The organism is Streptomyces sp. JLBG701 (assembly GCF_058544905.1).
Map to the genome: position 1 here is coordinate 1,300,568 of NZ_CM178588.1, position 24,292 is coordinate 1,324,859.

Consider the following 24,292-nt stretch of genomic DNA (forward strand, 5'->3'; position numbering starts at 1 on the left):
ACCGGCCCACTCGACGCCCCACGCGGTCTTCCCTTCGACCGCACTCCATCCGGCACACTCACCCTCATGGAGACTGACGAGTTCGTTCTCGTTCTCGACCGGGAGGGCCGGTTGCTCGCCGGGGCCGCCGAGGAGGCGGGAACCGATGCCAAGGTGCCGACCTGCCCCGACTGGCAGGTGCGGGACCTGTTGCGGCACACGGGCATGGTGCATCGGTGGGCGGCGGCGTTCGTCGCCGAGGGGCACACCTCCTACCACCCCGACGGAGGGCTCCCGGATCTCGACGGCACCGAACTCCTGGCCTGGTTCCGTCAAGGCCACGCGCGTCTCGTCGACACCCTCGCCTCCGCCTCCCCCGACGTGCGGTGCTGGCACTTCCTGCCCGCACCCTCGCCGCTCGCCTTCTGGGCCCGGCGGCAGGCGCACGAGACGACCGTGCACCGCGTCGACGCCGAGTCGGCCAGGGGCGGCACCCCCAGCCAGATCGGCGGCGACTTCGCGGCGGACGGCATCGACGAGCTGCTCCGCGGCTTCCACGCGCGCAGCAGGAGCAGGGTCCGCAGTGAGCAGCCCCGTGTGCTGCGGGTGCGGGCGACGGACATCGACGACGCGGTGTGGACCGTACGGCTGTCGCCCGAGGCGCCTGTCACGGAGCGGGACGGGGTGGAAGTCGCCGACTGCGAAGTGGCCGGGTCCGCCGACCAGTTGTACCTGTCGCTCTGGAACCGGGCAGCCTTCCCGAGCGTGACCGGTGACCGCTCGGTGGCCGCTCTGTGGCGGGACAAGTCGGGCGTCGTGTGGAGTTGAGCCGACCCCGGGTCAGCCGCCCGCCAACATCCGGGTCAGCACCGCGCGTTGCACCGGCCGCACCTCGCCATACAGCGCGCGCCCCTTCGCCGTGAGGGTCACGCGAACGCCCCGCCGGTCCTCCGCGCACATACCGCGCTCGACGAGCCCGTCCTTCTCCAGCCGGGCGACCAGCCGCGACAGCGCGCTCTGGCTCAGATGGACCCGCTCGGAGATCTCCTGGACACGGAAGGCGCAGGAACCGTCCGGCGCGGATCCGTCGGCCAGGACGTCGAGCACCTCGAAGTCGCTGGCGCACAGGCCGTGTTGGTGCAGCGCGCGGTCCAGTTCGCACTGAGTGCGCGCGTGCAGCGCGAGGATGTCCCGCCACTGATCCACGAGCGCCTGCTCGGCCTTCTTCGCCGCCATGGCCGCACCGTAGCAGAGAGCCGGGTTTGTTGCATCGGAATTAAATGCGTTTGCATTGGATGCATACGCATGTAGTGTCTGCGGCATGACCTCTCCGCTCACCACCCCAACCGCCCCGTCTTCGGCGGTTCGTTGGACGCCCCGGCTGTGGGGCACCCTGCTGGTGCTGTGCGCCGCGATGTTCCTGGACGCACTCGACGTGTCGATGGTCGGCGTCGCCCTGCCGTCCATCGGCGACGAACTCGACCTGTCGACGTCGACGCTCCAATGGATCGTCAGCGGCTACATCCTGGGATACGGCGGACTCCTGCTCCTCGGCGGAAGGACCGCCGACCTGCTCGGGCGCCGTCAGGTGTTCCTGGTCGCCCTGGGAGTCTTCGCGCTCGCCTCGCTGCTCGGCGGGCTCGTCGACTCGGGCCCGCTGCTCATCGCCAGCCGCTTCATCAAGGGCCTGAGCGCGGCCTTCACCGCGCCGGCCGGCCTGTCGATCATCACCACGACCTTCCCCGAGGGCCCGCTGCGCAACCGCGCGCTCTCGATCTACACCACCTGCGCCGCCACCGGCTTCTCGATGGGCCTGGTGCTCTCCGGCCTGCTCACCGAGGCCAGTTGGCGCCTGACCATGCTGCTGCCCGCGCCCATCGCCCTCATCGCCCTGCTCGCGGGCCTGAAGCTGCTGCCGCGCAGCGAACGCGAGAAGGACCACAACGGCTACGACGTCCCCGGCGCCGTCCTCGGCACCGCGTCCATGCTGCTGCTCGTCTTCACCGTCGTCCAAGCCCCGGAGGTCGGCTGGGGATCCGCCCGGACCCTGCTGTCCTTCCTGGCCGTTGCCGCCCTCCTGACCGTCTTCGTAGGCGTGGAACGTCGCTCGGCCGGTCCGCTGATCCGGCTCGGCGTGCTGCGCTCCGGCAACCAGATCCGCGCCCAGCTCGGCGCGATGGCCTTCTTCGGGTCGTACGTCGGTTTCCAGTTCCTGGTCACGCTGTACATGCAGTCGCTGCTCGGCTGGTCGGCACTGCACACGGCCCTCGCCTTCCTGCCCGCGGGTGCAGTGGTCGCCGTGTCCTCGACGAAGGTGGGCTCGATCGTCGACCGGTTCGGCACACAGCGGCTGATCGCGGTGGGCTTCGCGCTGATGGTCGTCGGATACGCGCTGTTCCTGCGCGTCAGCCTGGATCCCGGGTACGCGGCGGTCATCCTGCCGTCCATGCTGTTGATCGGGGCGGCCTGCGCGCTGGTCTTCCCCTCGCTCAACATCCAGGCCACCAACGGCGTCGAGGACCACGAGCAGGGCATGGTCTCGGGGCTCCTCAACACCTCGGTCCAGGTCGGCGGCGCGATCTTCCTCGCGATCGTCACAGCGGTGGTCACCGCACACGCCCCCGAACAGGCCACCCTGCAGGGCGTGTTGGACAGTTACCGGCCAGGCCTCATGGTGGTCACGGGCATCGCCGTCGGCGGGCTGCTGATCACGCTGCCGGGTCTGCGCAACCGTCGTAGGCAACAGTCCATCGTGGTCGCCAAGTCCACTACGGAGGAGGTGGACGCGGAGCGCGTGGCGGTCCGCGATTAGGGGGACGCATCCGACACGTGCGCCCGGCGGGGCCTGCTTGCTCCGCCGGGCGCACGCCTGTGAGACTCGTCGGATGGAGAGTTACGGAGGACGGCGTTCGCAGGCCGCGCGGGACGCGGTGACCGTCGAGATCGGGTACGCGTTGTTCAGCGCGGGGTTCGCGGCCGCGGTCGCCTTCGGGGCCGTCGCCGGTCCGGCGCTGCTGTTCGATCTTCCGGAGACCGTGGCGACCCTCCTGCTGCGTACGGGGCTCGTGCTCGCGCCCGTCCTCTTCTTCGCGCGGGTGGTGAGCGTGCTGGTTCGTTTCTCTCAGGGTGTCCGGCCGGGTGCCGATCAGCCCAGCCAGCCCGGTCGTACCAACCCCGACTCGTAGGCCAGCACGACCAGTTGGGCTCGGTCCCGTGCGCCCAGTTTGACCATCGTGCGGCTGACGTGGGTCTTCGCGGTGAGGGGGCTGACGACCAGGCGGCGGGCGATCTCGTCGTTGGACAGGCCGATGCCGACCAGGGCCATCACCTCCCGTTCCCGCTCGGTGAGTTCGGTGAGGGCGTCGGCGGTCGCGGGTTCCTTGGAACGGGCCGCGAACTCGGCGATCAGCCGGCGGGTCACACCCGGCGAGAGCAGCGCGTCGCCCTCGACCACCGCCCTTACCGCACGCAGGAGTTCCTCCGGTTCCGTGTCCTTCACCAGGAAGCCGGAGGCGCCCGAGCGGATCGCCTCGAAGACGTACTCGTCCAGTTCGAAGGTGGTGAGCATGACCACCTTCACGTCCTTCAGGTCCACGTCGTCGGTGATACGACGCGTCGCTGCCAGGCCGTCGAGCAGGGGCATGCGGATGTCCATCAGGACGACGTCCGGGCGCAGCTCGCGCACCCGGCGCAACGCCTCCTCGCCGTCGGAGGCCTCTCCTGCCACCTCGATGTCCTGCTGGGCGTCGAGCAGCGCCTTGAATCCGGCCCGGACCAGTGACTGGTCGTCGGCGAGCAGTACACGGATCACCGGTCCTCCTTGACCTCTGACTCGATCTCTGGCTCGACCTCGGGCCTGGCCTCGGTTGGCAGAACAGCCAGCACCCGGAACCCGCCACCGGAACGCGGGCCCGCCTCGATCGTGCCACCCAGCGCGGCGGCCCGCTCCCGCATTCCGGCCAGCCCGTTGCCGCTGCCGCCCGCGTCCGCACCGGTCGCGGGCCCGTCGTCGTCGATCAACAGCCGCAGCGCGCCGCCCGCGAGCCCGACGTGCACACGCGCGTGCCGCGAGCCCGAGTGCCGTACGACATTGGTGAGGGCCTCCTGGACGATACGGAAGGCGGCGAGGTCGGTACCGGGCGGGAGCCGCGGCGGCTCGCCCTCGACGTCGACCGTGAGGCCGGCGCTCGCCGCCTGTTCCACCAGCTCGGGCAGCCGGTCGAGGCCGGGCGCCGGAGCGCGCGGCGCGGCGCCGGGCGCGCGCAGGGTGTCGAGCACCTGGCGGACCTCGCCGAGCGCCTCCTTGCTCGCGGCCTTGATGGTGGTGAGCGCCGTGCGCGCCTGCTCGGGGTCGGAGTCGAGGAGCGCCAGGCCGACACCCGCCTGCACGTTGATGACGGAGATGCTGTGGGCGAGGACGTCGTGCAGTTCGCGGGCGATCCGCAGCCGTTCCTCGTCGGCGCGGCGCCGAGCGGCCTGGGCGCGCTCGGCGCGCTCCCGCGCCCACTGCTCACGCCGTACGCGGACCACCTCGGCCACCGCCACGATGGCGACCACCCAGGCGGCGACGACACCCTCCTGCCCCCAGGCCGCCGCGTCGTCGCCGGAGGGCGGCAGCCAGCGGTACAGCCAGTGCGCGATCAGCACCTGCCCGACCCAGAGCATCCCGACCGCCGCCCAGGCGGCCCGACGGTGCCCGGCGACGATGGCACTGAAGCAGCCCAGGGCGACCGCGGCGAAGATGGGCCCGTACGGATATCCGGCGCCGAAGTAGACCATGGCGGTGGTCGCCGTACCGAAGGCGACGAACACCGGATGCCGCTGCCGCCAGAGCAGCAGGAGACAGGACGCGAGCAGCAGCGCACGCGCGAAGGGGTCCAGCGCCGCGCGCTCGCCCTCCTGCACCTGCGCCGCGAAGTGGGACCCGGCCATCACGAACACGGTGAGCACCAGGGTGGAACGCCAGGGCCAGCGCGCGGCCCGTTCCTCCTGCTTCAGCCACGGCGGCCCGTGCCGCCACCACTGGGGCGGTCCGCCCCCGCCCACACGCTGCTCGTCCATGTCCGCCACGCTAGACGCCGGTCGCCACCCCGGGCGTCCGCCGGGCGAGGTGATCACACGTACTCCCCTCGAAGTACGTCCGCCCGTGTCCCGGCCCCCGTCGTCCCCGATGGGGATCTACTCGGGCGGATACACCAGGCCCACCCCTTGGGCGAGTTGGGTCACGGCGTGGCGGAAGAATCGCTCGCGGTCCTCCACGACCCGGTTGAACTGTCCGAACAGCTCGAAACCGACCAGCCCGTACAGCTGCGCCCAGGCCGCGACCAGGGACGCCACGGTTTCCGGGGGGAGGTCAGGGGCGAGGTCGACGGACATGCGCTGCGCCTCGGGGCGCAGCTCGGCGGGCAGCGGCGCCCTGGCGAGGCCGTGCTTTTGGTGCGCGTCGCGCGCGATGCCGATCAGGAGGTTTCCGACGCGGGCCGCCGCCGGGATCGTGGTTTCGGGTGCGGTGTAGCCGGGCACCGGTGAGCCGTAGATCAGCGCGTACTCGTGCGGATGCCCCAGTGCCCAGCCGCGCACCGCCTCGCACACCGCGATCCAGCGCCGCGCGGGGGTGGCGGCGCCGACCTCGGTATGGGCGGTCTCCGCGGTCTCACCGAGGGAGTTGTAGGCGTCGATGATGAGCGCGGTCAGCAGGTCGTCGCGGCTGGGGAAGTAGCGGTACAGCGCGGAGGAGACCATGCCGAGCTCACGGGCGACGGCCCGCAGCGAGAGCTTGGCGGCGCCTTCGGCCGCGAGCTGTCTGCGCGCCTCGTCCTTGATGGCCGCGGTGACCTCGATCCTGGCTCGGGCGCGGGCGCCCCGTGCGGTGCTGCTGCTCACACGAAGGAGTGTTCCATGTTTTCGAGAGCACTGCACTCATACGAGAGCGGTGCACAGAAAAGAGAGCAGTGCTCTTGCTTTGGATCACCGATCTCCCACAGACTGTTCTCAAGCGAGAGCAGTGCTCTCCGAATCTGCTCGCCGAAGCCGCACACCCAAGCCGCACTCCGCATCAGGCTCCGCCACCCCGGGAGGGAATCATGTCGTCGACCCACTACATGAAGCCGAAGGCCTTCGACAGGACCATGAACAGCGTGATCGGCTGGCTCGCACGGCACGGCGTCAGCCTCGCCGGTACCGCCGAACTCTGGGTCCGCGGCCGCAAGAGCGGTGAGTGGCGCCAGGTGCCCGTGAATCCCCTCCCCTACGAGGGCGGGCCATATCTCGTGTCGGCGCGCGGCCATTCCGAGTGGGTGCGGAACGTACGGGCGGCCGGGGGCGGACAGCTCAAGGTGGGCCGCCGGGTGCAGCAGTTCACGGCGGTCGAGCTGTCCGACGAGGAGAAGCCGGTCGTGCTGCGGACCTACCTCAAGAAGTGGGGCTGGGAGGTGGGGCGCTTCTTCGGCGACGTGAACGCGAACTCCACCGACGAGGAACTGCTCGCCGCCGCCCCGAAGCACCCCGTGTTCCGGATCACCGTCGAGGCCGCCTGACGGGCGCCGGCCGCCGGCCCCGTGACGTCTACCGGTCGAGCGCGGTCAGGGCGCGCTGGGCCATCGGGTGGGAGCGGACGAGCTCGCCCAGGGACGTGGAGCCGCGGGTGATCTCCGCGAAGGCATTCCAGGCGGGCCGCAGACCGGTGAGGGCCGCATGGAAGAGGCCGGGGCGGCGCTCGAACACGGTCAGCAGGCTCTTGCCGACACTCATCTCCACGCCGAGCCCCGCCTTGATCGCGAACGCGTAGTTCAGGGCCTGGCGCCGGGCGTCGACGGCGTCGTGCGCCTCCGCGATGCGGACCGCCCACTCCCCCGCGAGCCGGCCCGACCGCAGCGCGAACGAGATGCCCTCGCGTGTCCACGGCTCCAGCAGCCCCGCGGCGTCCCCGCACACCAGCACCCGCCCGCGAGACAGCGGCGAGTCGTCGGCCCGGCAGCGGGTCAAGTGCCCGGAGGAGACGCTCGGTTCGAAGCCGGCGAGGCCGAGCCGCCCGATGAAGTCCTCCAAGTAGCGCTTGGTGGCGGCGCCTTCGCCGCGCGCGGAGATCACGCCGACCGTCAGGGTGTCCCCCTTCGGGAAGACCCACCCGTAACTCCCCGGGATCGGCCCCCAGTCGATGAGCACCCGCCCCGCCCAGTCCTCGGCGACCGTCTCCGGCACCGGGATCTCCGCCTCCAGGCCCAGATCCACCTGGTCGAGCTTCACCCCGACGTGTGCCCCTATGCGGCTGGCGCTGCCGTCGGCGCCGACCACGGACCGCGCGAGCAGCGTCTCGCCGCCCTGGAGGACCACGGCGACCGTGCGCCGGTCCGGCACCGCCGACCCGTGCTGCTCGACCCGCGACACGGTGACGCCCGTACGCAGCTCGGCGCCCGCCTTCTGCGCGTGCTCGACGAGCTGCTGGTCGAACTCGGGCCGGTTGATCAGCCCGAACAGCATCTGCTTGGAGCGGCGGGTGCGCGTGAAGCGACCGTTGTTCGAGAAGGTCACCGCGTGCACCCTGTCCTGCAGCGGCAGCTCGAAGCCGGGCGGCAGGGCGTCGCGCGAGGGGCCGATGATGCCGCCGCCGCACGTCTTGTACCGGGGCAGCTCGGCCTTCTCCAGCAACAGGACGCTGCGCCCCGCGACCGCCGCCGCGTATGCGGCCGAGGCCCCCGCGGGTCCCGCGCCCACCACGACGACGTCCCACACCCGCTGCACGTCGTCCGCCGAAGAGTTCTCGCTGCTCACGATGGTCTACTGCTCCTGATCAAGCCGCTGCCGCACCTGTCTCCCGCATCTTACGGCGGAGGTCGCCACAGTCCGCTGTGGGAGGATCACAGGACTTCATACGTACAACGTCGCACCCACAAGGAGCGTGCCCATGTCGTCGAATCCGGTCGCCGAGACCGTCGCCTCCCTGATGCCCCGGGCGAAGGCGGAGCTCACCGAACTGGTGGCCTTCAAGTCGGTGGCGGACTTCGACCAGTTCCCGAAGAGCGAGAGCGAGGGCGCCGCGAACTGGGTCGCCGACGCGCTGCGCGCCGAAGGCTTCCAGGGCGTGGCCCTGCTCGACACCCCGGACGGCACGCAGTCGGTGTACGGCTATCTGCCCGGGCCCGAGGGCGCGAAGACGGTCCTCCTGTACGCCCACTACGACGTGCAGCCGCCGCTGGACGAGGCCGCCTGGACGACCCCTCCGTTCGAGCTGACCGAGCGCGACGGCCGCTGGTACGGGCGCGGGGCCGCCGACTGCAAGGGTGGCGTCATCATGCACCTGCTCGCGCTGCGCGCCCTCAAGGCGAACGGCGGCGTCCCGGTGCACATCAAGGTGATCGCCGAGGGTTCGGAGGAGATGGGCACGGGCGGTCTGGAGCGGTACGCCGAGGCGCACCCCGAGCTCCTGAAGGCCGACACGATCGTCATCGGCGACGCGGGCAACTTCCGGGTCGGGCTGCCGACGGTCACCTCCACGCTGCGCGGCATGACCCTCCTGCGCATCCGGATCGACACCCTCGAAGGCAACCTGCACTCGGGCCAGTTCGGCGGCGCGGCGCCCGACGCGCTGGGCGCGCTGATCCGCGTACTGGACTCGCTGCGGGCCGAGGACGGTTCGACGACGGTCGACGGGCTGACGGACGAGTCGTCGTGGGAGGGGCTCCAGTACGACGAGGGGCAGTTCCGTCAGGACGCCAAGGTGCTGGACGGTGTGGAGCTGATCGGTTCGGGCACGGTCGCCGACCGCATCTGGGCGCGCCCGGCCGTCACGGTCCTCGGCATCGACTGCCCGCCGGTCGTCGGCGCCACCCCGTCGGTGCAGGCGAGCGCCCGCGCGGCGGTCAGCCTGCGCGTGCCGCCGGGCGTCGACGCCGTCCACGCGACCAAGCTGCTCCAGGCCCACCTGGAGGCGCACACGCCGTGGGGCGCCAAGGTGCGCATCGAGCAGGTCGGTCAGGGGCAGGCGTTCAGCGCCGACACGACCAGCCCGGCGTACGCGGCGATGGCGGACGCGATGGCGGTCGCCTACCCCGGTCAGGAGATGCAGTACGCCGGCCAGGGCGGCTCCATCCCGCTGTGCAACACCCTCGCGGCGCTCTACCCGCGCGCGGAGATCCTGCTGATCGGCCTGAGCGAGCCGGAGGCCCAGATCCACGCCGTGAACGAGAGTGTGTCCCCCGAGGAGTTGGAGCGGCTGTCAGTGACGGAGGCGCTGTTCCTGCGCAACTACGCGGGCAGTTGAGCCGCTTCTCCGCCCTGATGGCCGACTTCGTCGGACGGCTCCGGCACGAGAGCCGGAGCACGCCCTGTCCGTACGACGAACTCCGGGCGGCGTACAGCAGTTGGACCGCCTCCGCGTAGTTGCAGGCGACGGCGCGTTCGGTCAGCCGACCGGGACGCCCGCCTCCAGATACAGCGCCGCCCCGCGTTCTCGTGCCCGCAGCGCCCAGCGCAGGCGCTCGTAGCGGACGGGTGGGAGCAGGTCGGCGGCCTCCTCCTCGGTCACGAAGCGCCAGTCGCGCAACTCCGGGCCGGGCAGCCGGAGTCGGTCGGCGTCGGCGGGGTCGAGGCGGCCGCCGTCGAAGAGGAGGCGCAGACCGCCGTAGCGGGGCGCCTCGGGCGGCTCCCAGTCCACGACGAGCAGCCTGGGTACGTCCTCCAGCCGTATCCCGGTCTCCTCGGCGACCTCGCGCATGCCGGCGCGCGCGGGTGCCTCGCCGGGTTCGACGACGCCGCCGGGGAACTCCCAGCCGGCCTTGTAGGTGGGGTCGACGAGCAGTACCCGGTCCTGCTCGTCGAAGAGGAGCACACCGGCGGCGAGCGTCTCGGCGGTGGGTTCCGGCGTCTGCACGATGTCGCAGGCGCGCACGGCACCACTGCCGACGGCCTCGGCGATGCGGGCGGCCGTCTCGTACGGGGTGAGGGCGCCGTTGTCGATCGGGTGGGCGTCCGCCGTGAGCCAGGACGCGAGTGCGGCGCGGTACGGCTCGATGTGGTCGTAGGACCACTGCCGTATTCGTATGTCGCCGTCGGGAAGGTCGGGCGGAACCTCGCGCCCCGCTATCCGCTTGCGCAGGATCGTTTCAGCCGGAGCGAGGAGGACATGCCGGACGGCGATCCGGCGAGCGGCGAGACCGCCGAAGATCTCGTCACGGTACTCCTGGCGCAGCAGGGTCATCGGGACCACGAGGGTCCCGCCCAACTCGGCGAGCATCGCGGCCGCCGTGTCGATCACGAGACGACGCCAGATCGGCAGGTCCTGGAAGTCGCCCGCCTCCGCGAGGCGTTTGGGTGGAAGCAGATGCGCGAGTGCCCCGCCGATGACCTCGGGGTCGAAGAGCGTGCTGTTCGGGATCAGATCGATCAGTTCCCGTGCGGTGGTGGTCTTCCCCACACCGAACGCTCCGTTGATCCAGACGATCACGGACAGTTCCCCCTCTTCTATTGGCCCCCTGTGGCTTGCCCGCTCCACCCTGCCACGGAAACCAGCCCCAGTTGAGAGCGCATACAAGAGGCGCCGGCGCCCCTTCTCAGGGACACCGGCGCCTGGACCGACCCGCCTCGCGCAGGTCAGTCGTTCTGCCCCAGGGCGTTCTCGTCGGCGGCCAGGCTGTCGCTGGCGACGGTGTGGTCGACGGTGCTGAGGGTGTCACCCACGTTGAGGTCCCCGAGTTCTTCCCCGAGCGCGTGCGACGGAGTGACGGCCGCGACGACGAAACCGGCGGCGAGGGAGGCGATGGCGAGCATGCTGCGCTTCTTCATGACCGGTTCAACTACGGAAGCGGGCTGGGGTCACGCGGGAGTCACGGATCTCGCCGGGACATCCGATGTCTGATCGCACCTGCGGCAAGTCGAGCCCCGTCGACATCACCTCTCACCTTCCATCAGAATCCAACACCTCCTACCGTAAACGCGCACCACTGACGCGCACATGACATCATCCCACCTTTCGCGAGTTCGGAGGAACGTAACAATGCGTCACCTTCACACCCGCACAACCCGCCGAAGAGTGGTCGGATCTCTCGCCGCAGCCCTGTTGTGCGGCGCCGGTCTCGCCGCACCCGTCGCGGCAGCCCCCGTCACGGACACCGTGACCCCCACGCTCGCCGACGGCCTCGCCCTCACTCCGCCCATGGGTTTCAACAACTGGAACTCCACGCACTGCCGCGCCGAGTTCAACGAGTCCATGGTCAAGGGAATCGCGGACCTCTTCGTCGAAAAGGGCCTCAAGGACGCCGGATACGAGTACGTCAACCTCGACGACTGCTGGGCCCTGCCCACCCGGGACGCGGACGGAGAACTCGTGCCCGACCCGGTCCGTTTCCCCAATGGAATCAAGGCAGTCGCGGACTACGTGCACGCCAAGGGACTCAAGCTCGGCATCTACACCAGCGCCGGCACGAAGACGTGCAACAGCGCCGGTTTCCCGGGTGGGCTGGACCATGAGTACAGCGACGCCCAGCAGTTCGCGGACTGGGGCGTTGACTATCTCAAGTACGACAACTGCAACAATCAGGGCGTGGACGCCAAGTTGCGGTACACGACCATGCGCGACGCACTGAAAGCGACCGGTCGGCCCATCGTCCACAGCATCTGCGAATGGGGCGAGAACAGGCCCTGGGAGTGGGCCGCGGACGTGGGACACCTGTGGCGCACGACCGGTGACATCAGCGACAACTGGGGCTCGATGCTGTCGATCCTCAAGCAGAACCTGCCGCTCGCCCAATACGCCGGCCCCGGCCACTGGAACGACCCCGACATGCTGGAGGTCGGCAACGGCGGCATGACGGATACCGAATACCGCTCGCACTTCTCGATGTGGTCCGTCATGGCCGCACCGCTGCTCATCGGCTCCGACCTGCGCGAGGCGACCGACGGGACCTTCGACATCCTCGGCAACCACGAGGTCATCGCCGTCGACCAGGATCCCCTCGGCAAACAGGGCACGGTCGTGTCCTCAGCGGGCGGCCGCTGGGTCGTCGCCAAGGAGATGAGCGACGGCAGCCGCACGGTCGCCCTGTTCAACGAGTCCGGCAGCGCGCAGCGGATCGCGACGACGGCCGCGGCCGTAGGGCTGCCCACCGCGGACGCGTACACGATGCGCGACCTGTGGCAGTACAGGAGCTACAACACCGCGGGCACCATCTCGGCGACCGTCCCGGCCCACGGCACGGTCCTGGTACGGGTCTCCGCCGACCCCCGGTGGGCGACGAACCCGCCCGCCGTCGAACTCGCCCTCGACGGCACCCCGTTGACCGAGGCGGGCAAGCCGACCGCGCTCACGACGACGGTCACCGACCTGGGCCGCACACCCGCCAAGCACGTGTCCGTGGCGTTCACCGGCCCCGAGGGCTGGGCCGTCAGGGCGACTTCACCGACCACGACACCCGTCCTGCGGACCGGCAGAGCCCTGCGCACGAAGTGGACGGTCACCGCTCCGGTGGGGACGCCGACAGGGTCGTACGACCTCACCCTCACGGCGAACTACCGCTCGCCGACCGGCTTACGGGTCGAGAGCGTGCTGCCGCTGACGGTGTCGGTGGTGGTGGCGCCGCCCTCCGGGATCTCCTGGTTCGGTGATCTGCCGTGGCTGTCGGCCACCAACGGATGGGGGCCGGTCGAGCGCAACACCAGCAACGGGGAGAGCGACGCCGGAGACGGGAATCCGATCACCCTCGGCGGTGTGGTGTACGCCAAGGGGCTCGGCGTCCATGCGGACAGTGCCGTCGAGTACTACACCGGCGGGGCGTGCGAGACGGTCACCGCCGAGGTCGGCGTCGACGACGAGAAGGGTGCCAATGGGACCGTCGCCTTCGCGATCTGGGCGGACGGCACCGAGGTCGCCTCGACCGGCGTGCTCACCAACGCGATGCCGGCCCAGCCGGTGACGGCCGACGTGACCGGCGCTCAGGTCGTCCGCCTCCTCGTCACCGACGGCGGGGACGGCATCGACTCGGACCACGCGGACTGGGCGGACGCACAGCTCAGTTGCTGAACCACTGAGCCGGTGCACCGCCAATCCGCTGAATCACTGAGCCCGTCTGTCGAGTTCAGCAACCGAGTGAACGTTCCTGCAAACGGCCTGCTCAGACCCCGGCCGCGGTCGTGCCCGTCCGCCTGGCGAGCACGGCCGCGGCCGCCCCCACCAGCCCCGCGTCCGTGCCCATCTGGGCCGGGACCACCGTCAGACGCTGGACGAAGGACAGGGTCGCGTAGTCGCTCAGGGCCTTGCGCAGGGGCGTGAACAGCACCTCGCCCGCCTTGCCCACTCCCCCGCCGATCACGGCGATGTCGATCTCGACGAGGGTCGCGGTGGCCGCGATGCCGGCGGCCAGCGCCTGGGCCGCGCGCCCGAAGGAGGCCACGGCGACCGGGTCGCCCTCGCGGGCCGCGGCGGCCACCGCGGCGGCGGACGTGTCGCCGTCCGGGCCCGGCTCCCAGCCGTTCTCCAGCGCGCGCCGGGCGATGTTCGGACCGCTCGCGATCCGCTCCACGCACCCGCGCGAACCGCACGGACACAGGTCGCCGTCCAGGTCGACACTGATGTGCCCGATGTGGCCCGCGTTGCCGGTGGGGCCGGGGTGGAGCTGCCCGTTGAGGACGAGACCGCCGCCGACGCCGGTCGAGACCACCATGCAGAGCGCGTTGTCGTGCCCGCGGGCGGCGCCCTGCCAGTGTTCGGCGGCCGTGATCGCCACTCCGTCGCCGATCAGCTCGACGGGCAGACCCCCGGCCGCGGCCTTGACCCGCTCGACGAGCGGATAGCCGCGCCAGCCGGGCACGTTCACCGGGCTGACCGTGCCCGCCGAGGCGTCCACCGGGCCCGCGCTGCCGATTCCGATGGCGTTCGCGCGCCCCCACAACGGCGCCGCGGTCAGCTCGCCGAGCACCTCCTCCACGGCCCCCATGACGGTGTCGCCGTCCTCCTTCGCCGGCGTCGCGCGCTGGGTGCGCACCAGGATCCGGCCGTGGCCGTCCACCAGAGCTCCGGCGATCTTCGTTCCGCCGATGTCGAGTGCGGCCACCAGGTCGGTGTGCATCAGTGTCAGATCTCCCAGTCAACCAAGACAAAAGGGCTGCCCGGTCTGACGGTGGGGGCGCAGGCCGGAGATTGCGGTGGACAGTCTCTCGCGCATATGACAACGTTGTCCAGGCTCTATGCTCGACGCCACATCCTCATACATACCCATGGCTCGACGCATCCCCATGGACAATCCCATGGTTCCCTGTGGATCATCTGACGGATTCTCCCGGACAATCCCCGGACAAAGGGAGCGCCGTACCGCCGTGGACGACAGGACAGGACAGCGCATCGTGGCCGAGACCGCCCGCCGAGCAGACCGCCACCCCGGAAACCGCTACGGCAACCGTCCGACCATGAAGGACGTGGCGGCACGTGCCGGCGTCGGCCTCAAGACCGTCTCGCGCGTGGTCAATGGGGAGCCTGGCGTCACGCCGGACACCGAGCGCCGCGTCCAGGAGGCCATCGAGGCGCTGGGCTTCCGCCGCAACGACAGCGCGCGGGTGCTGCGCAAGGGCCGCACCGCGAGCATCGGCCTGGTCCTTGAGGATCTCGCGGACCCGTTCTACGGCCCTCTCAGCCGCGCGGTCGAGGAAGTGGCCCGCGCCCACGGCTCCCTGCTCATCAACGGCTCCAGCGCCGAGGACCCGGACCGCGAGCAGGAGTTGACGCTGGCGCTGTGCGCGCGCCGGGTGGACGGGCTGGTCGTCATTCCGGCCGGCGACGACCACCGCTATCTGGAGCCCGAGATACGGGCGGGCGTCGCGACGGTGTTCGTGGACCGTCCGGCCGGGAAGATCGACGCCGATGCCGTGCTGTCCGACAGTTACGGCGGCGCCCGGGACGGCGTCGCGCACCTGATCGCCCACGGACACCGCAGGATCGGCTTCGTCGGCGACATGCCCCGCATCCACACGGCCGTCGAGCGGCTGCGCGGCTACCGGGCCGCCATGGAGGAGGCGGGCATACCCGTGGAGGACTCCTGGATGTCCCTGGGCGTCACCGATCCCCAGCGGGTGCGCCGGGCGACCGAGGACATGCTCTCGGGCCCCTCCCCGGTCACCGCGATCTTCACCGGCAACAACCGGGTGACCGTCACCGTGATCCGGGTCCTCGCCGAACAGCCGCGCCGCGTCGCCCTCGTCGGCTTCGACGACATCGAGCTCGCCGACCTCCTCCAGCCCGGCATCACCGTCGTCGCCCAGGACGCGGCGGCCCTCGGACGTACGGCCGCCGATCGTCTCTTCCAGCAGTTGGAGGGCACGTTGGTCGTCCCGGAGCGCATCGAGCTGCCCACCAGGCTCATCACCCGCGGCTCGGGCGAGCTGCCGCCGGCGGACTGAGTCGCGCATGGAGGACCGCACCCTTGAGGCGCTGGGCCTGGCCGAGGCGCCGCGCGACCATCCGCTGAGCTATCCGGGCGCCTGGCCCGAGGAGTCCGGACTCCTCGCCGGCGACCGGCTGTTGGCCCTCGACCGCGCCGCCCTCGCCAACCGCACCCCGGTCCTGGCCGTCGGCTCCAACGCCTGCCCCGGCCAACTGCGCGACAAAATGGCCGAGTCCGGGATCACCTCACCGATCCCCTTGATGAAGGCGGTGGTCACGGGCATCGACGTCGGTGTCTCCGCGCATGTGAGCCGCATGGGCTATGTGTCCGCGTCGCCCTTCCACGCGCCGGGCACCGTACGGGAGTTGTTCGTGACCTGGCTCGACGCCGAGCAGCTCACGGCGATCGACGCGAGCGAGGTCCCGTACGACCGGGCCTGGCTGCCCGGCTCCGACGTCCGCGTCGAGACGGACGAGGGCCGGCCGCTTCCGGGCGCGTATGTGTACGTCAACCGCCGCGGGGTCCTGCACGACGGCACCGGCACGCCCCGCAGGCACCCGGGCGAGCGGCGGCTGCTCACCGAACTCCTGGGCGGATCGGCGCGCTTGAGAGAGCTGTTCGGTGACACACCGGAAGAGTTCTGCGCGCGGGTCCGTGCCGACGGGCGGCTGTGCGAGGCGGGCACGCGGCTGTTCGCCGAGGAGAAGCTGGTGACTGCGTCAGGGCTTGAGCGGTATGTACGGGCTCAGCAGACCGGGAGTCCGGGAACCGGTTCGTCGTTGTCGCCGCCCGTGATGTAGACGTCGCTGACCCAGACGTCCGTGTTGCCGCTGTCGTCGTCGGTCTTCGCCCACCAGACGTTGGTCCACTCGCCGTATGTCTCGCGCCGGCCCAGATTCGACTGGCAGTAGAAGTAGTTGGTGCCCTGGTTGAGGACGCCCGCCTCGGTGCCGGAGGCGGTGTACGACTTGGCGGTGGTCCAGACCTCGCAGTTGTACTTGCCGGAGCCCACGGACCAGCACGCCGGAGCCTCGGTGGTCTCGGTGCCCCCGTCGGTCGCACCGCCGTTGCCGGAACCGGCGCCCGAGGTGTCATCGCCGTCGGCGGTCTTCGACGGGGAGGGCGTCGGGGCCGCGCCGGTCGTGGACCCGCCCTCGTAGTCTGTGCTTTCCGTCGGCGAGGGCGTCTTCTCGTCGCCCTGGCCGGTGGGCTTGGCTTCGTCCGAGGAGTCGGCGTCGGTGCGGCCGGAAGCCCGGGAGGAGGCGGTGGTGCGGTCTGCGGATGCCGTCGGCCCGGCGCCGGCCTCGGCGTCGCCCGTGTTGTTCAGCAGGGCGACCGTCGCTCCGGCCACCGCGAGCACGACGGTGACCGCTACGGCGGCGAGCAGGACGCGACTCTTGCGGCGAGGCGGGTCGGAAGCGGCCAAGGTCCCTGTGGGAGCCCCTGGTTGGGGTGCGGGGGAAGCCATGGGCCCCGGTATGTCCGAGCCCTGCGCCGGCGGGACCGGCGCCCCGAAGCCCTGGGCCATCGGCTCCATCGGCTGTGGTGGTCCGAATCCCGGCGGCACCGCCGGGACGGATGGCTCCGTCGGCTCCCGCGAGGGTTCCTCGGGAGCGGGCGGCGCCGCCGCCGCGCGCAGGGTGGTGGTCGCCGCGTCCGGGGCGGGCGAGTCCGCCACCCCCCGCAGCAGTTCGCGCGCCCGGTCCGCGTCCGGGCGGGCCTCGGGCCGCTTGTCCAGCAGCTCCCGCAGGACGGGCCCGAGGGGACCGGCCCGGTGGGGCTCCGGCAGCGGCTCGGCCACGATCGCGGTGAGCGTCGAGAAGGTCGACGTACGGCGGAACGGCGAGACGCCCTCGACCGCGGCGTACAGCGTGGCGCCCAGGGCCCAGACGTCGGAGGCCGGGCCGGGGTCGTGGCCCTGGGCGCGCTCGGGGGCCAAGTAGTCCAGGGAGCCGACGAGTTCGCCGCTGCGGGTGAGGTGGGTGGCGGAGCCGTCGCCCGGGTCGTCCATCGTGGCGATGCCGAAGTCGGTGAGGACGACGCGGCCCGAGCGCTCCAGCAGGATGTTGCCGGGCTTCACGTCGCGGTGCAGGACTCCGGCGGCGTGGGCGGCGGCCAGCGCGTCCATCACCTTCGCGCCGATCCCGGCCGCCTCGCCCGGGTCGAGGGTGCCGCGCTCGCGCAGCACGTCGTCCAGGGACGGTCCGTCGACGAGCTCCATGACGATCAGCGGACGCCCGTCGACCTCCGCGATGTCGTGCACGGCGACGACTCCGGGGTGGCGCACCCGGGCCGCCGCGCGGGCCTCGCGCTGCATGCGCAGCCGTAGGCCGGCCAGTTCGGGTGCGTCGGAGTCCGTGTAGGTGCGCAGTTCCTTGACGGCGACCTCACGGCCGAGGACCTCGTCGACGGCCCGCCAGACGACGCCCATGCCGCCGCGCCCCAGCTGCGCCATGACGCGATACCGCCCGGCCAGCAGCCGCCCGGTCCCGTCCGCCTGTCCGCTCTCCCCCGAAGACACCTCTGCCCCGTTCCTGTGACGTGCCAATGCGTTCCCCACACAGTACGGGGCAGGGGTGACAACGCCTCAAGGGAAACTGGGCCCTGTCAGGGCTGTGACAGGGCCGCTACTTGACCGAGACCGTCAGGTCGGCCCGCCTGGGCGTCGCGAAGCCCTCCAGATCGGCGCGGGTGAGCCCGGTGGCCTTGGCGACCTCGGCGAGGTCGAGGGCGCCGCAGTCCAGGCCGCGCAGCAGATAGCCGCTGAGGGCCTTGGCGGTGGCGGGCTCGTCCATGACGTCGCCGCCCGCGCGGTTGGCGTACCGGGCGAGCCGGGCCGCCGCCTGCTCGAAGCCCTCGCGGTAGAAGGCGAAGACGGCCGCGTACCGGGTCGGGATGTGGCCGGGGTGCATGTCCCAGCCCTGGTAGTAGGCGCGCGCCAGCGCACGCCGCGTGAGCCCGTAGTGCAGCCGCCAGGCGTCGTGGACCTTCTCGGTGCTGCCGACCGGCAGGACGTTGGTGGAGCCGTCCGAGACGCGTACGCCCGTGCCCGCCGCCGCGACCTGCATGATCGCCTTGGCGTGGTCGGCGGCCGGATGATCGCTGGCCTGGTAGGCGGCGGAGACACCGAGGCAGGCGCTGTAGTCGAAGGTGCCGTAGTGCAGTCCGGTGGCGCGGCCCTCGGCGGCCTGGATCATGCGGGCGACGGTCGCGGTGCCGTCGGTGGCGAGGATGGACTGGCTGGTCTCGATCTGGATCTCGAAGCCGATCCGGCCGGGCGTGAGGCCGCGCGCCTTCTCGAAGGCCTCCAGCAGGCGGACCATGGCGGTGACCTGCTCGGCGTAGGTGACCTTGGGCAGGGTGAGGACCAGCCCGTCGGGCAGCCCGCCGGCCTCCATCAGGCCGGTCAGGAAGATGTCGAGGGTGCGGATGCCCCGGTCGCGGACGGGCGCCTCCATGCACTTCATACGGATGCCCATGTACGGGGCTGCCGTGCCGTTCTCGTACGCCTCGGCGATCAGCCGGGCCGCGCGGGCGGCGGTCTGGTCCTCCTCGGCGTCGGGGCGGGGGCCGTAGCCGTCCTCGAAGTCGACGCGGAGGTCCTCGATGGGCTCGCGCTCCAGCTTGGCGCGTACGCGGTCGTACACCGGCCCGGCCAGCTCGTCGGTCAGGCCGAGGACGCCGGCGAAGGAGGCGGCGTCCGGGGCGTGTTCGTCAAGGGCGGCGAGGGCCTGGTCGCCCCAGGAGCGGATGGTGTCGGCGGCGAAGACGTCACCAGGGACGTACACGGTGTGGACGGGCTGGCGGGTGCCCGGGTCTCCGGGGTAGCGGCGCTCCAGCTCCGCGTCGACCGGCGCGAGGGAGGCGCTGATCTCTTCGCTGACGGCGCCCGCGAGGCTCGTCGCCACCTGCTCCTGCTGGCCCTGCCCCATGCCACACCCTCCAGTTTTCCGCTCTACGGAATCAACAATCCGTAGAACGAAGTTATCCGGGAACCTTCCGGATGGTCAACACCACTTCCGAACGGGGCCACTCCGGGCTTTCGGCATGTTCACGCCCATCTCAACCGGGGGTATCACACTCCCGTACGCACGACTCGTATGCACGACTCGCCGGCCGCCCCACCGAAGGAGCCCCCGTGCCGAACGACAACCGAGTCACGCGCCGTCTGGGCTTACAGGCCGCGTTGGCCGCACTGGTCACCGTGCCCCTCTCCAGTACAACACTGTCCGAGTCGTCCGCCTCGACGAAGAAAAGCCCCGGCCCGCTACGGGTCATGTCCTTCAACCTGCGCTTCGCGAGCACCACCGAGCCCAACAGCTGGACCGCCCGCAGACCGGTGATGCGTGAGCTGCTGCACCGCACCCGTCCCCACATCATGGGCACCCAGGAGGGCCTCTACCAGCAGCTGCGCGACATCGACGCGGACCTCGGGCCGAACTACGACTGGATCGGCACTGGTCGCGAGGGAGGCAGCCGCGACGAGTCCACGGCGATCTACTACGACCTCCAGCGCCTGGTCCCGCTCGAGCACTACACCTTCTGGCTCTCCGACACCCCGGAAGTCATCCGCTCGAACACCTGGGGCGCCCGCTTCCCCCGCATCGTCACCTGGGTGCGCTTCCGTGATCTCGCCGACGACGGACGGGAGTTCTACGTCCTCAACACCCACTTCGACCACGTGAGCCAGTACGCGCGCGAGCGCAGCGCCACGCTGATGACCCGGCGGATCGCACAACTCGACGGCACCCTGCCCGTCGTGGTCACCGGCGACTTCAACGTCGCCGCGCACAAGAACCCGGCCTACGACACCTTGGTGGGCTCGGGACTCGTCGACACCTGGGACGTGGCGGCACGGCACAGCGCGCTGTACGCGACCTTCCACGGCTACGAGCCGCTGACCCCGAGGGGCGACCGCATCGACTGGATCCTCGCCACGCCGGGCGTCAAAGTCCACCGGGCCTCGATCAACACCTTCGCGATGAACGGGCAGTTCCCCAGCGACCACCTGCCCGTGCAGGCCTCGCTGACCCTGGGATGAGCCGAGGCCCCCGTAACCGCACGAACGGTTACGGGGGCCTCGTACAGCCGGATCGAGCCGATCAGCCCTTGCGGGCGTTGATCTCCTCGGTGAGGGCGGGGACGACGTCGAAGAGGTCGCCGACGACGCCGTAGTCGACGAGGTCGAAGATCGGGGCCTCGGCGTCCTTGTTGATCGCCACGATCGTCTTCGAGGTCTGCATGCCGGCGCGGTGCTGGATCGCGCCGGAGATGCCGGAGGCGATGTACAGCTGCGGGGACACGCTCTTGCCGGTCTGGCCGACCTGGTTGGTGTGCGGGTACCAGCCGGCGTCGACGGCGGCGCGGGAAGCACCCACGGCCGCGCCGAGGGAGTCGGCGAGCGCCTCGATGATCGCGAAGTTCTCCGCGCCGTTCACACCGCGGCCGCCGGAGACCACGATCGCGGCCTCGGTCAGCTCCGGGCGGCCGGTCGACTCGCGCGGGGTACGGCCGGTGACCTTGGTGCCGGTGGCCTTGTCGGAGAAGGTGACCGCGAGAGCCTCGACGGCACCGGCGGCCGGAGCGGCCTCGACGGCGGCCGAGTTCGGCTTGACCGTGATGACCGGGGTGCCCTTGGACACGCGGGTCTTGGTGGTGAAGGACGCGGCGAACACCGACTGAGTGGCCACCGGGCCCTCGTCGCCGGCCTCAAGGTCGACGGCGTCGGTGATGATGCCGGAGCCGATGCGCAGCGCCAGACGGGCGGCGATCTCCTTGCCCTCGGCGGAGGACGGCACCAGGACGGCGGCCGGGGTGACGACGTCGTAGGCGGCCTGCAGCGCGTCCACCTTCGGGACGACCAGGTAGTCGGCGTACTCGGCGGCCTCGTGGGTCAGTACCTTGACGGCGCCGTGCTCGGCGAGGGCGGCGGCGGTGTCGGCGGCGCCGTTGCCGAGGGCGACCGCGACCGGCTCGCCGATGCGGCGGGCGAGCGTCAGCAGCTCAAGGGTGGGCTTGCGGACGGCACCGTCCACGTGGTCGACGTAGACGAGAACTTCAGCCATGGGAATGCTCTCCTGCTTATTGCGAAGTCTGAGGGGGCGTTGAGCAGTTGGGCCTAGATGAACTTCTGGCCCGCGAGGAACTCAGCGAGCTGCTTGCCGCCCTCGCCCTCGTCCTTGACGATCGTGCCGGCGGTGCGCGCCGGGCGCTCGGTGGCGGAGTCGACCGCGGTCCAGGCGCCTTCGAGACCGACCTCTTCCGCCTCGATGTCGAGGTCGGACAGGTCCCAGGACTGAACCGGCTTCTTCTTGGCGGCCATGATGCCCTTGAAGGACGGGTAACGCGCCTCGCCCGACTGGTCGGTGACGGACACGACGGCCGGCAGGGAGGCCTCCAGCTGCTCGCTCGCGGCGTCGCCGTCGCGGCGGCCCTTGACGACCCCGTCCTCGACGGAGACCTCGGAGAGCAGGGTGACCTGCGGGACGCCCAGACGCTCGGCCAGCAGCGCGGGCACGATGCCGGCGGTGCCGTCGGTGGAGGCCATGCCGGAGATGACCAGGTCGTAGCCGGCCTTCTCGATCGCCTTGGCCAGCACCAGGGAGGTGCCGATGGCGTCGGTGCCGTGCAGGTCGTCGTCCTCGACGTGGATGGCCTTGTCGGCGCCCATGGACAGCGCCTTGCGCAGCGCGTCCTTGGCGTCCTCGGGGCCGACCGTGAGAACGGTGATCTCCGCGTCGTCCGCCTCGTCGGCGATCTGCAGCGCCTGCTCGACCGCGTACTCGTCCAGTTCGGAGAGCAGACCGTCCACGTCGTCACGGTCGACGGTCAGGTCATCGGCGAAGTGCCGGTCGCCAGTGGCGTCGGGCACGTACTTCACAGTGACAACGATCCTCAAGCTCACGCCGGCTCTCCTACTGCATCGTCATTTTCAGCTGCCTACTTGCAGGCAGCATAGGCGCCTCTCACGGCCGTTCCCGGTGGGGGCGGCCCGCGCTCCGAGCGAAATATTACTCGCCAGTACGCAGTACTACGCTCCCTCAGGGGGTTCCCGCTAAGCAAGCGCTTTGAACTGTGACCTTCGCAACGCAGCGTAATCGGAACTCGACGGTCCCGCACCAGGAGCACGGCGTGGATTCAGTCACGCAGCCCGTTGAAGCGCCCCTGGTGGTACAGGAGCGGGCGGCCCGCGCCGGTCTGGTCGCCGAGGACGACCTCGGCCAGCACGATCCGGTGGTCGCCCGCGGGCACGCGCGCGACGACCCTGCACAGGAGCCAGGCGAGCACGCCGTCGAGGACCGGCACGCCCTCGGGACCCTCGCGCCAGGCGGTGGACGCCCCGAACCGGTCGGCACCGCTGCGGGCGAAGGTGGCGGCCAACTGCTCCTGGTGCTCGCCGAGTATGTGCACGCCGACATGGTCGGTCCCGGATATCGCCGGCCAACTGGAGGCACCGGTGCCGATACCGAAGGACAGCAGCGGGGGCTCGGCGGAGACGGAGGCCAGGGAGGTGGCGGTGAAGCCGACCGGACCCGCGTCACCGCGCGCGGTGATCACGGCCACTCCCGCCGCGTGCCGCCGGAAGACGGAACGGAGCAGATCGGGAGAGGCGAGCCGAGGAGTACCGAGGTCGGGTGTGGCCGTCATGAAGTTGTCCTTCTGCGGGAGGGGGCGTCGGGGGTCCGTGGCTGCTCAGCAGCCCGGACAGCGCGCGCTCGCGGTGCGGGCCAGGTCGACGTGCACCCGCCCGAAGAGAAGGAGTTCCGAAGGCATACGGTCAGGCTGACGATACGTGGTGCGCACAGTCAAGTACGTTCCGGCATATGGAAGATGGCCCACACCGGCCGCCGCGGCGCTCAGACCGCCTCCCCCAGCGCGGCGATCACGTCGGCCTTGCGGGGCTGGCCGGTGGCGCGCCGCACGATGTGCCCGTCGGCGTCGAGGACCAGCACCGTCGGCGTCTTGAGGATGTCGAGGCGGCGTACGAGGTCGAGATGGTCCTCGGCGTCGATCTCGACGTGGGTCACGCCCGGGACCATGTCCGCCACCTCGCCGAGGACTCGGCGGGTCGCCCGGCAGGGCGCACAGAAGGCGCTGGAGAACTGCACGAGGGTGGCCCGCTCACCCAACTCCCCGCCCAACTCGGCGGCCCCCAGCCGCTTTCCGTCGTCGCGCCCGCGCACGCGCACTCTCCCGCTCCGCCGCCGATGCAGCACTCCATAGGCGCTCGCCGCCGCCAGCACCACCACGCACACCACAAGTCCGGTCATCACCTGCTGCAAGCGTTCACGAGACTGCAAAGATTCCCGAGGCCACGAACCCTTTCCCTTGCGGAATGCTGGATTCATGGACATCGATGCGAGGGGTCCGCGCTTCGGGGCGGCCGTGACGACCGTGGTACTGGCGGTCGTGCTGATCACCGGGAGCGCGTGGCTGCTGGCGTGGCAGACCCTGGCGTTCGCACTGGGCGCGGCGGGCGGGGTCGGCCGATCGCCGTACGGCTGGCTCTTCCGGAAGGCGGTACGTCCCCGGATCGGGCCGCCGACGGAGTTCGAGTCGCCCGAGCCGCCGCGGTTCGCACAGGCGGTGGGGCTCCTCTTCGCGGGCGCGGGTCTCGTCGGCTTCACGCTGGGCCCGGACTGGCTGGGTCTGGCGGCGACCGGGGCCGCGCTCGCCGCGGCGTTCCTCAATGCCTCGTTCGGTTACTGCCTGGGGTGCGAGATGTACCTGCTGGTACGGCGGGTGGCGGTTCGCACGGAGTAAAGGGAGGTTAAAACCCCGAGGTGGATCACCCGGCTCACGTGACGAGGATCTCGCAGTTCACAGGCACGAGGACTGGCCAGTCGCCCGTTATTGGGGCACGATCTGCGAGATGCCGTAAACCTACGGCTGCGTAACTTTCCCGCCGGGAGAACCCTTCCCAGGCAGAGAGAAGGGCCGCCACCTCC

At 70.9% G+C, this 24,292-nt stretch carries 24 protein-coding genes; 10 read left to right on the forward strand and 14 right to left on the reverse strand.

Annotated elements, in window-relative coordinates:
• Positions 1-66: 66 nt before the first annotated feature.
• Positions 67-807, forward strand: coding sequence for a maleylpyruvate isomerase family mycothiol-dependent enzyme (locus tag AC5DRG_RS06020; RefSeq protein ID WP_491808624.1), 741 nt, complete (start codon positions 67-69; stop codon positions 805-807).
• Positions 808-819: 12 nt separating this feature from the next.
• On the opposite strand, the gene AC5DRG_RS06025 is transcribed toward AC5DRG_RS06020, so the two are convergent.
• Positions 820-1,215 (reverse strand): MarR family winged helix-turn-helix transcriptional regulator, encoded by a 396-nt coding sequence (locus AC5DRG_RS06025; protein ID WP_491808625.1) that lies wholly within the window; start codon positions 1,213-1,215, stop codon positions 820-822.
• Between the two features lie 85 nt (positions 1,216-1,300).
• On the opposite strand from AC5DRG_RS06025, the gene AC5DRG_RS06030 reads away from it, so the two are divergent.
• Together AC5DRG_RS06030 and AC5DRG_RS06035 are read left to right on the forward strand one after the other, a co-directional pair.
• Complete coding sequence (locus AC5DRG_RS06030; protein WP_491808626.1) at positions 1,301-2,791, forward strand: MFS transporter; 1,491 nt, start codon at positions 1,301-1,303, stop codon at positions 2,789-2,791.
• Between the two features lie 73 nt (positions 2,792-2,864).
• Entirely contained in the window at positions 2,865-3,164 is a 300-nt protein-coding gene (locus AC5DRG_RS06035) for a DUF6332 family protein (protein WP_491808628.1), read from the forward strand.
• Here the strand turns inward: AC5DRG_RS06035 and AC5DRG_RS06040 are convergent.
• The 3 genes from AC5DRG_RS06040 to AC5DRG_RS06050 all read right to left on the reverse strand — a co-directional run bounded on the left by AC5DRG_RS06040 (position 3,125) and on the right by AC5DRG_RS06050 (position 5,862).
• The gene (locus AC5DRG_RS06040) at positions 3,125-3,790 is read right to left on the reverse strand and encodes a response regulator transcription factor (protein ID WP_491808630.1); all 666 of its coding nucleotides are present in this window, start codon (positions 3,788-3,790) and stop codon (positions 3,125-3,127) included. The two genes, AC5DRG_RS06035 and AC5DRG_RS06040, sit on opposite strands and share 40 nt — an antisense overlap.
• Positions 3,787-5,040, reverse strand: a complete 1,254-nt coding sequence (locus AC5DRG_RS06045) for a sensor histidine kinase (protein ID WP_491808632.1) — start codon at positions 5,038-5,040, stop codon at positions 3,787-3,789. Before AC5DRG_RS06045 ends, AC5DRG_RS06040 begins: the two co-directional genes overlap by 4 nt.
• Positions 5,041-5,157: 117 nt before the next feature.
• Positions 5,158-5,862, reverse strand: a complete 705-nt coding sequence (locus AC5DRG_RS06050; protein WP_491808633.1) for a TetR/AcrR family transcriptional regulator — start codon at positions 5,860-5,862, stop codon at positions 5,158-5,160.
• Positions 5,863-6,062: 200 nt separating this feature from the next.
• Here AC5DRG_RS06050 and AC5DRG_RS06055 point away from each other — a divergent pair, with 200 nt between their 5' ends.
• Positions 6,063-6,515 (forward strand): nitroreductase family deazaflavin-dependent oxidoreductase, encoded by a 453-nt coding sequence (locus AC5DRG_RS06055; protein WP_491808635.1) that lies wholly within the window; start codon positions 6,063-6,065, stop codon positions 6,513-6,515.
• A 28-nt stretch (positions 6,516-6,543) separates the two neighbouring features.
• Here AC5DRG_RS06055 and AC5DRG_RS06060 read toward each other — a convergent pair whose 3' ends face one another.
• Entirely contained in the window at positions 6,544-7,749 is a 1,206-nt protein-coding gene (locus AC5DRG_RS06060) for a geranylgeranyl reductase family protein (RefSeq protein WP_491808636.1), read from the reverse strand.
• Between the two features lie 133 nt (positions 7,750-7,882).
• Here AC5DRG_RS06060 and AC5DRG_RS06065 point away from each other — a divergent pair, with 133 nt between their 5' ends.
• Entirely contained in the window at positions 7,883-9,238 is a 1,356-nt protein-coding gene (locus AC5DRG_RS06065; RefSeq protein ID WP_491808638.1) for a dipeptidase, read from the forward strand.
• A gap of 141 nt (positions 9,239-9,379) precedes the next feature.
• Here the strand turns inward: AC5DRG_RS06065 and AC5DRG_RS06070 are convergent, their stop codons facing one another.
• Together AC5DRG_RS06070 and AC5DRG_RS06075 are read right to left on the reverse strand one after the other, a co-directional pair.
• Positions 9,380-10,420 (reverse strand): NUDIX hydrolase, encoded by a 1,041-nt coding sequence (locus AC5DRG_RS06070; protein ID WP_491808640.1) that lies wholly within the window; start codon positions 10,418-10,420, stop codon positions 9,380-9,382.
• Between the two features lie 146 nt (positions 10,421-10,566).
• Positions 10,567-10,758 (reverse strand): hypothetical protein, encoded by a 192-nt coding sequence (locus tag AC5DRG_RS06075; RefSeq protein WP_491808641.1) that lies wholly within the window; start codon positions 10,756-10,758, stop codon positions 10,567-10,569.
• 211 nt (positions 10,759-10,969) lie between these two features.
• Here AC5DRG_RS06075 and AC5DRG_RS06080 point away from each other — a divergent pair, with 211 nt between their 5' ends.
• Complete coding sequence (locus AC5DRG_RS06080; RefSeq protein ID WP_491808643.1) at positions 10,970-12,991, forward strand: NPCBM/NEW2 domain-containing protein; 2,022 nt, start codon at positions 10,970-10,972, stop codon at positions 12,989-12,991.
• Positions 12,992-13,082: 91 nt separating this feature from the next.
• On the opposite strand, the gene AC5DRG_RS06085 is transcribed toward AC5DRG_RS06080, so the two are convergent.
• Entirely contained in the window at positions 13,083-14,036 is a 954-nt protein-coding gene (locus AC5DRG_RS06085) for an ROK family protein (protein WP_491808645.1), read from the reverse strand.
• A 274-nt stretch (positions 14,037-14,310) separates the two neighbouring features.
• Between AC5DRG_RS06085 and AC5DRG_RS06090 the strand changes: the two genes are divergently transcribed.
• A complete protein-coding gene (locus AC5DRG_RS06090; RefSeq protein WP_491812974.1) occupies positions 14,311-15,360 on the forward strand; it encodes a LacI family DNA-binding transcriptional regulator in 1,050 nt (349 codons plus the stop codon).
• 7 nt (positions 15,361-15,367) lie between these two features.
• The gene (locus AC5DRG_RS06095; RefSeq protein WP_491808647.1) at positions 15,368-16,144 is read left to right on the forward strand and encodes a hypothetical protein; all 777 of its coding nucleotides are present in this window, start codon (positions 15,368-15,370) and stop codon (positions 16,142-16,144) included.
• Here AC5DRG_RS06095 and AC5DRG_RS06100 read toward each other — a convergent pair.
• Positions 16,090-17,865: a serine/threonine-protein kinase gene (locus AC5DRG_RS06100; protein WP_491808649.1), complete on the reverse strand. Its 1,776-nt coding sequence runs from the start codon at positions 17,863-17,865 to the stop codon at positions 16,090-16,092. The two genes, AC5DRG_RS06095 and AC5DRG_RS06100, sit on opposite strands and share 55 nt — an antisense overlap.
• A gap of 106 nt (positions 17,866-17,971) precedes the next feature.
• A complete protein-coding gene (locus tag AC5DRG_RS06105) occupies positions 17,972-19,276 on the reverse strand; it encodes a DUF6986 family protein (RefSeq protein WP_491808650.1) in 1,305 nt (434 codons plus the stop codon).
• Between the two features lie 206 nt (positions 19,277-19,482).
• Here AC5DRG_RS06105 and AC5DRG_RS06110 point away from each other — a divergent pair, with 206 nt between their 5' ends.
• The gene (locus AC5DRG_RS06110) at positions 19,483-20,385 is read left to right on the forward strand and encodes an endonuclease/exonuclease/phosphatase family protein (RefSeq protein WP_491808652.1); all 903 of its coding nucleotides are present in this window, start codon (positions 19,483-19,485) and stop codon (positions 20,383-20,385) included.
• 61 nt (positions 20,386-20,446) lie between these two features.
• Here AC5DRG_RS06110 and AC5DRG_RS06115 read toward each other — a convergent pair whose 3' ends face one another.
• The 4 genes from AC5DRG_RS06115 to AC5DRG_RS06130 form a co-directional block, all read right to left on the reverse strand.
• Positions 20,447-21,409 (reverse strand): electron transfer flavoprotein subunit alpha/FixB family protein, encoded by a 963-nt coding sequence (locus AC5DRG_RS06115; protein WP_491808654.1) that lies wholly within the window; start codon positions 21,407-21,409, stop codon positions 20,447-20,449.
• Between the two features lie 53 nt (positions 21,410-21,462).
• Positions 21,463-22,248: an electron transfer flavoprotein subunit beta/FixA family protein gene (locus tag AC5DRG_RS06120; protein WP_491808655.1), complete on the reverse strand. Its 786-nt coding sequence runs from the start codon at positions 22,246-22,248 to the stop codon at positions 21,463-21,465.
• A gap of 233 nt (positions 22,249-22,481) precedes the next feature.
• Positions 22,482-22,991, reverse strand: a complete 510-nt coding sequence (locus AC5DRG_RS06125) for a flavin reductase family protein (RefSeq protein ID WP_491808656.1) — start codon at positions 22,989-22,991, stop codon at positions 22,482-22,484.
• A gap of 209 nt (positions 22,992-23,200) precedes the next feature.
• Positions 23,201-23,614, reverse strand: coding sequence for a TlpA family protein disulfide reductase (locus tag AC5DRG_RS06130; RefSeq protein WP_491808657.1), 414 nt, complete (start codon positions 23,612-23,614; stop codon positions 23,201-23,203).
• 76 nt (positions 23,615-23,690) lie between these two features.
• On the opposite strand from AC5DRG_RS06130, the gene AC5DRG_RS06135 reads away from it, so the two are divergent.
• Positions 23,691-24,107: a DUF4395 domain-containing protein gene (locus tag AC5DRG_RS06135; protein WP_491808658.1), complete on the forward strand. Its 417-nt coding sequence runs from the start codon at positions 23,691-23,693 to the stop codon at positions 24,105-24,107.
• Positions 24,108-24,292 lie beyond the last annotated feature (185 nt).